This window comes from Candidatus Krumholzibacteriia bacterium (assembly GCA_029865265.1).
Lineage (GTDB): Bacteria > Krumholzibacteriota > Krumholzibacteriia > WVZY01 > JAKEHA01 > JAKEHA01.
In genome coordinates, this window is sequence record JAOUHG010000029.1 from 35,784 (window position 1) to 42,165 (window position 6,382).

General features: G+C 66.4%; 8 protein-coding genes. 2 read left to right on the plus strand and 6 right to left on the minus strand.

Annotated features, from left to right (window positions below; genetic code table 11):
* Position 1 precedes the first annotated feature (1 nt).
* From OEX18_12000 to OEX18_12010, 3 genes are all read right to left on the minus strand, one after another.
* Positions 2-631, minus strand: coding sequence for a sigma-70 family RNA polymerase sigma factor (locus OEX18_12000; protein MDH4337985.1), 630 nt, complete (start codon positions 629-631; stop codon positions 2-4).
* A 117-nt stretch (positions 632-748) separates the two neighbouring features.
* Complete coding sequence (locus OEX18_12005; GenBank protein ID MDH4337986.1) at positions 749-1,420, minus strand: hypothetical protein; 672 nt, start codon at positions 1,418-1,420, stop codon at positions 749-751.
* 13 nt (positions 1,421-1,433) lie between these two features.
* On the minus strand, positions 1,434-3,149 hold the full coding sequence (locus OEX18_12010) for a tetratricopeptide repeat protein (protein ID MDH4337987.1): 1,716 nt from the start codon (positions 3,147-3,149) through the stop codon (positions 1,434-1,436).
* A gap of 43 nt (positions 3,150-3,192) precedes the next feature.
* Between OEX18_12010 and OEX18_12015 the strand changes: the two genes are divergently transcribed.
* Positions 3,193-3,477, plus strand: coding sequence for a hypothetical protein (locus tag OEX18_12015; GenBank protein ID MDH4337988.1), 285 nt, complete (start codon positions 3,193-3,195; stop codon positions 3,475-3,477).
* On the plus strand, positions 3,474-4,784 hold the full coding sequence (locus tag OEX18_12020; GenBank protein ID MDH4337989.1) for a hypothetical protein: 1,311 nt from the start codon (positions 3,474-3,476) through the stop codon (positions 4,782-4,784). Before OEX18_12015 ends, OEX18_12020 begins: the two co-directional genes overlap by 4 nt.
* A 3-nt stretch (positions 4,785-4,787) precedes the next feature.
* Here the strand turns inward: OEX18_12020 and OEX18_12025 are convergent, their stop codons facing one another.
* The 3 genes from OEX18_12025 to OEX18_12035 form a co-directional block, all read right to left on the minus strand.
* Positions 4,788-5,276 carry a hypothetical protein gene (locus OEX18_12025; GenBank protein ID MDH4337990.1) on the minus strand — a complete coding sequence of 163 codons (489 nt, stop codon included), beginning with the start codon at positions 5,274-5,276 and terminating at the stop codon, positions 4,788-4,790.
* Positions 5,277-5,319: 43 nt separating this feature from the next.
* On the minus strand, positions 5,320-6,087 hold the full coding sequence (gene rnc / locus OEX18_12030) for a ribonuclease III (protein ID MDH4337991.1): 768 nt from the start codon (positions 6,085-6,087) through the stop codon (positions 5,320-5,322).
* Between the two features lie 19 nt (positions 6,088-6,106).
* On the minus strand, positions 6,107-6,382 hold a 276-nt coding region (locus tag OEX18_12035), incomplete at its 5' end, for a beta-ketoacyl-[acyl-carrier-protein] synthase II (protein ID MDH4337992.1).

The following is a 6,382-nucleotide window of genomic DNA, read 5'->3' on the forward strand; positions in this document are numbered from 1 at the left end:
CCTAGAAATCGATTCCCTTCTCCAGAACCTGCGCAATCAGTTGTCGAAAGTGATTGCGAGCCCGGTTGATTCTTGATCTCACGGTTCCGAGCTTCAGGCCCGTCACCGCAGCGATTTCCTCATATGACAACTCGTTGATCTCGCGCAGCACGAAACTGGTCCGGTACTTCTCGGGGATGCGCTGGATCGCCGCGTTGATGGCATCGCTCAGCTCGTTGTCGTTGATCGCTTCCTCGGGACTGCGCTGTGCGTCCGGGATGTCGATCACCCGCTCTTCTTCCCCGTCTCCAAACACCCGCGACCAGAGCGACACGATCTGCGGGGCCCGGGAGCGCGACCGCACCCGGTTCCTCACCAGATTGGTCGCGATGGTGTACAGCCACGTGGAGAATTTGGCGATGGTCTTGTACTTCTCCGCGTGGATGTACCCCTTGACCAGGGCCTCCTGGGCGAACTCCTCGGCCTCGTCCCGGTTGCCCGTGAGTCGCAGCAGGTAGTTGAACAGACGGTTCTTGTACCGCTCGACCAGGACGTCGTAGCAGTCCGTCTCCCCGCCCTGCACGCGGAGCATCAGCTCCTCGTCGGTGAGGTCCTTCCACCTGGCCCGGTCGCGACTCGTATCCGTCAGCACCCCTGCTCCTTGCGCAAGTACGTCCCTTATACCACCCCCGCCCGCCCCGGGTTCCCGGATTCCAGCACCTGATTCACGGGTCCGGCGGCCCGTCCCCACCCCGTCTGGCCCAGCGGCCTAGTCCACGGTCAGCTTGATGCGCCAGCCCCGCCTGGGGAGCGAGACCGTGATCCCGGCCAGGCGGCCGGCATCCCAGTCGTAGCTGAGCTCGAGGCGGTCGCTGTAGGTGCGGCTGGCGGTCGGGTCGGGCCACGAGGCGCTCTGCAGCCGGAACCCGTCCGTGGTCAGCACGAAGGCCCCTCCGTCGATCAGACCGCTGATGTGCTCGCCGTCGCTTCGCATCTCCAGGCCCTGCGTGCACTCGGGGGTGAAACCCGCCACCGCCCGCACCGCGTCCACCCAGTTCCCGGTGGCACCCGTGCCGCGCTCGATCAACGCGTCCACCTCGTCACCCACGTAATACGCGCCGTGCTCACGGTCCAGCACGCGCAGGGTGTCGTCCTGCAACGACACGGCGACGTCCTCGCGGTGTCCGCCCATCAGCATCGTCCCTTCGAACTCGAACAGGAGCGATTCCCGCCCGCCCACCGTGAGCCGGTAGCGGCCCCGCACCCGGTATTCGTCGACGTCGAAGGTGGCCTTGCCCGAACAGTTCCACGGCCGCACCGGCAGCGTGCGCGCCAGCACCGAGTCGAGCGCCACGCACGCCTCCTGCCCGCGCGCCACCCGGCTGGTCACGACGGTCTTGGGTCCACACGCCGCCACCGCAAGCGCGAGCAACGCCAGCACCGCCAGCCACCCGCTACTGCAGGCGCCGCTCGGTCGATTCGATTTTTTCACGGAGTTTGAGATTGTTGTCCTGCAGGCTGTCGGACTGCCGGTAGGCCGCCAGCGCTTCCTTGTACCGCGACAGCGCCGCATAGGCGTCGCCGAGGTGTTCGAGGATGACCGCGTCGTCACCCAGGATGCGCAGCGCGCGCTCCAGATGGGTCACGGCGTCACGATATTCGCCGCGCTGGTAGTAAACCCAGCCCAGGCTGTCGATGAAGTACCCGTTTTCCGGCTCCGCGGCGAGCGCGGCGCTTATCAATGACTCGGCGAGATCCAGTTCGCGATTCATTTCGGCCAGCACGTAGCCGTAGAAATTGCTCACCGCCGCGTCGTCGGGGACGATGGCGTGCAGCTCGACAAGATGTTGCAGCGCCGACTCCAGGTCGCCGCTCTTCTCTTCGACCGCCGCCAGGTTGAACAGTGTGCCGCGGTCCCCGGACCTGATGGTGTTGGCGCGCGACAGGTGCACCCGCGCCGAACGCAGCGAGTCCACGCTGGAGAACGCCATGCCGAGCGCATAGTTGGCGTCGAAATCGGACGCCGGCACCAGACCCGACGCCGTGGTCAGCAGCGCGCCCGCCTCCGCCGTGGTCATCTCGACCCGGGGCCCGCCCTGGGTGAAGGCCTCCGACTGCGCGAAGAACAGCGCCAGGTAGCCGCGGTAGTCCTTCGGCTGCGCCGCGATTCCGGCCTCGAAGTAGCTGCGCGCACGCGCGGGGTCGTCGGTCTTCAGGTACAGCTCTCCCAGGATTCGCGCCAGTTCGGGATTGTTGCCGGTGTGCTCGTACATCGGTTCGAAGACGCGGATGGCGTCCTCGTTGCGGCCCGCTTCGTAGTAGAGGCGTCCCAGCAGTATCTCACCCTCCGGCGCGAGGTGGCCGTCTCCGCGCCGCGCCTCCAGCAGGTCGATCCCGTCCGTGTAGCGGCCCACCACCAGGTACGCCTCCGCCAGCGCCAGCGCGGCGGACTCCGGCGCGCCGGGAGACGCGGCAAGCCGCTCGAGGTGCGGAATGGCTTCGGCAACGCGATCGTCCTTCTCCAGGAGGTCGGTGAGCGACTCCACCGCGGTCTCGTCGGACGGGTCGAGTTCGAGTGCCGCGATGTAGGCTAGCTCCGCCTCTTCGGTACGCCCGGCCTCTTCCAGCATGCTGCCGAGAAGGACGTGCAGGTACGGGATCGACGGTTCGCTGCGAATGCAGCGCTCCACCGCCTCGATGGCCTTGTCGCGCTCGCCCACCTCGGCGTAGAGGCTCGCGAGGAGCCGGTCGGTCTCGAACGAGGAGGGGCGCACCTCGCGCACCCGCTCCAGGTAGGCGATGGAAGCCCGCACGTCGCGCCGCGCGTAGCACAGCCGCGCCTTGAGCTGGAGGACGTCTTCCCGCATCGGGTCCGACTCCAGGACGTCGTCCGCGATGAGCTCGGCACGCGACATGTCGCGGATGGCGTAGTAGGCCTCCGCCAGGCGCGCACCCACCGCCGGTGCGTGATCGCTGGCCCGCCATGCCTCCTCGAGTGCTTCGATGGCCTGGTCGGCATGTCCGTTCTCGAGCAGGAATACCCCGCGCGCGAAGCTCGACATCGCCCCCGACTCGTCACCCGGCTGCGCGAGCGCCGGGGCCGCGCCCGCGAGAAAACAGACGAATGCAAGCAACTGCCACAAATGCACGTTTGCCTTTCGGCCCATCATCCTAGTACCTTTCCTGCACTGAGTTTAGCAGGGCGCCTCCCGTATGACAACGATACGACAATTATCCGCCGCGCGCGTGGTCATTCTGCTGCTCCTGGCACTCGCAGCAGTCGGCCACCTCGCCGCCTGTTATACGCTCGTGCAGCACCCGCGTGTCGCTTCCCTCAACTTCCGCCGTCCCCAGGGCAAGTCCTGTACCGGCTGCCACCGGGCGGAGGAGATCAGCGGCTTCCTCAGGCCGGAACATCTCGCCGCCCCACCCCCACCCTGGGATTCCCTCACCCGCCCATGGTGGATCGCGCCCGACAGCACCGGTGGTGGCGGGTGAGACGCCGCCTGGCCGCCGCGCTGGTTCTCGCCTGCTGCATCGGACCCATCGGCCCGAAGGGCGCCGTCACGGCGGGTGCCCAGGCACAGGACCGCGCGGTGGAGTTCGAGGACCTCGGGCTCACCGGAACGGCGGAGATCGGGGCGCGCGCCACGGCCCTGCGCGCCTTCGCCGCCAGCAGCGACGACGTGACCGCGCTCGTCCTCAACAGTGCGGGCCTTGCGCGCGTGAAGCGCATCCACGGCGCTGCGGTCATGGCCCGTTCGGAATCCCGCGTGACACTCGACTACGGCAACGGCCCGACGGGAGAGGACGTGAGCGATTCCTACCTCGCCTTCGCCGGCGTCGCGTATCCGCTGCGCGTCCTGCGCGGCAGCCTGGTCCCCGCCATCTCCGTGCATCGTGCATTCGACAGCGCACTGGACCTCGCCTACGCGCGTGACAACGTCACCGACTCGCGCGCGGAGAGATTCCAGATGCAACAGAGTGGCGCCACCTACGCCTACACGCTCGGCCTCGGAATCGACCTCTCGTCCACCCTCTCGGCCGGTGTATCCGCGTTCCTGCTCAATGGCAGCATTGACACCCACCGCCGCTACCAGTGGCAGCCGCTGGTCACCCCGCCGGGCGAACGGACGTTCGTGCTGGAGGACGTTTCCTCGGACGTTGGTGGTTACGGGGCCCAAGTCGGGATGCAACTCTACTTTCACCCGCGCGTGCAGATTGGTCTTTGCTTCAACGCACCCACGGTGGTGAAGCTTCACTCCACCGGCGTACGCGAGGAGACGACGCAGATCGAGAACGACGTGGGATCCTTCCTGCGCCAGACCAGCGAGGGCGACACCGAGTACATACTGCCCTACCGCTTCAACGGCGCCATCGCGCTTCCGCTGGGCGCATGGCTGCTCGCCGCACAGGTCAACTACGCGGACTGGGGCGAAGCGGCCGTGGACGGAAGGCGTATCTACACGCGCTCCACGGAAACCGTGCTGGAGACCGTGCTGGGCTTCTCGGCGGGGGTGGAGTGGAGCCCCGCGCGCCTGCCCGTGCGTCTGCGCGCCGGCTACGAGTACGCGCCCTCGCCGCTCAAGTTCCTGCAGACCGATCGGATCGACAACGACACGCTCGCCCGCATCGGCTCGCAGTCGGGGCGTTCGAGCATAGCGCTGGGTGCGGGGGCGCTGCTGTTCACGCGCATCGTGGTGGACGCCGCCTGGGTGCAGACCGAAGGCACTCGCGAGACGACCGTGTTGACCGACGACTACAGCGCAACGCTGGTCTCGCTGCAGGCCGCATACTGGTTCTGAGGTTCAGCGCTTGCGGGATGTGCCGGAGAGAAGCGAGAGATAGGCCTCGTCGAAGCGGGCCATGACGTCCTCGCTGAGCCCGCCCCCGTCCTCGAGCAGGCGATTGTAGAACTCCTCGAAGTAGCGGCACAACGACACCTGACGGCCCGCGATATGCTCCTCCACGAGCCGGCTCACCTCGTCGCGATGCCGCGCAAACTCCGGATCGCTCTCCTCGCGCTGCATCACGTTGTGGAAGTACTCGTTGAGCAGGCCCAGCCAGTACTTGTCGTGGTCGGCGCCGTTGTCGAACACACAACCTGGCCGATCGAGGAAACAGTAGCCGTATACCAGGTAGGTGCAATGCATCATCCCCTGCAGGAAGAAACGACGGAAGCAATCGGGGCTGGTCTCGTCGAAACGGCACGGCAACTGGCAGTCGCGGCACAGCCGTTCGCGGTCGCCACCGTACACGTACGGCGCCTCGGGGATCTTGATTTCGGGACGGCCCATTGGGGTTGCTCCACGGCCGGACGCGTGCCCGCGCACCCGCCCGCTAGTTCCCGGTCATCGCGTTGGTGAGCCTCCGGTAGGCCTCGCGGGCGGCCTCCTGCTCGGCGATCTTCTTGGTCTTCCCGGCTCCCTGGCCGAGGGTGTTCCCCTTCACCACGACCTCCACCACGAACTCCTTGTCGTGATCGGGTCCGGTGGTCGATTGCACCCGGTATCGCGGCGGCACCTTGTGCAGCGCCTGGATATACTCCTGCAGCAGGCTCTTGTAGTTGATCGACTCTTCCTTGTATACCACATCGTTGAGGTTGTCGGGGAGGACCTTCATCACGCAACGCCGCGCCGCCTCGAAGCCGCCGTCGATGAAGACCGCGCCGAACACAGCCTCCAGCGTGTCCGAGAGCACGCTGTCCATGGTGCTGACCCCCGCGCGCTGGGCGTTGTCGCTCACCAGCACGAACGAACCCAGGTTGATCTTCTTGGCCAGATGGGCGAGCACCTGCTTGCTGACCACCACCGACTTCATCTTGGTCAGTTCGCCTTCCGACTTCTCGGGATAGCGGTGATACAGGTAGTCATTGACCACCAGGGACAGGACCGAATCACCCAGGAACTCCATGCGTTCGTTGGAGCGCCCGGCTCCGTTGCTTTCGGTGCCCGAGTAGTAGGAACGGTGCATGAGCGAGGCGGTGAGCAGCGCGCGATCACGAAAGCGATAGTCCAGCGTGGACTCGAGCAGCGCGAGCTGCGCATGCTCTACCGGCAGTTCGGGGCGTCGGGAGGCGGCGAATAGCGAAATCAGCCTACGGAACACGCCGCCCACCGACCCGTCGCTAGACGTCGCTGAATCGACGTATGATGAGGGATACGTTGTGCCCGCCGAAACCGAACGAATTCGACAGCGCGGTGTTGATGCGCTGGCGGCGCGCGGCGTTGGGAACGTAGTCGAGGTCGCACGCGGGGTCGGGCGTTTCCTGGTTGATGGTGGGAGGGACAATGTCGTCGCGGATGGCGAGGGCGCACAGGATGATCTCAACCGCCGCGGCCGCACCCAGCTGGTGACCCACCATGGACTTGGTGGAGCTGACCATCAAGCGGCGCGCGTGATC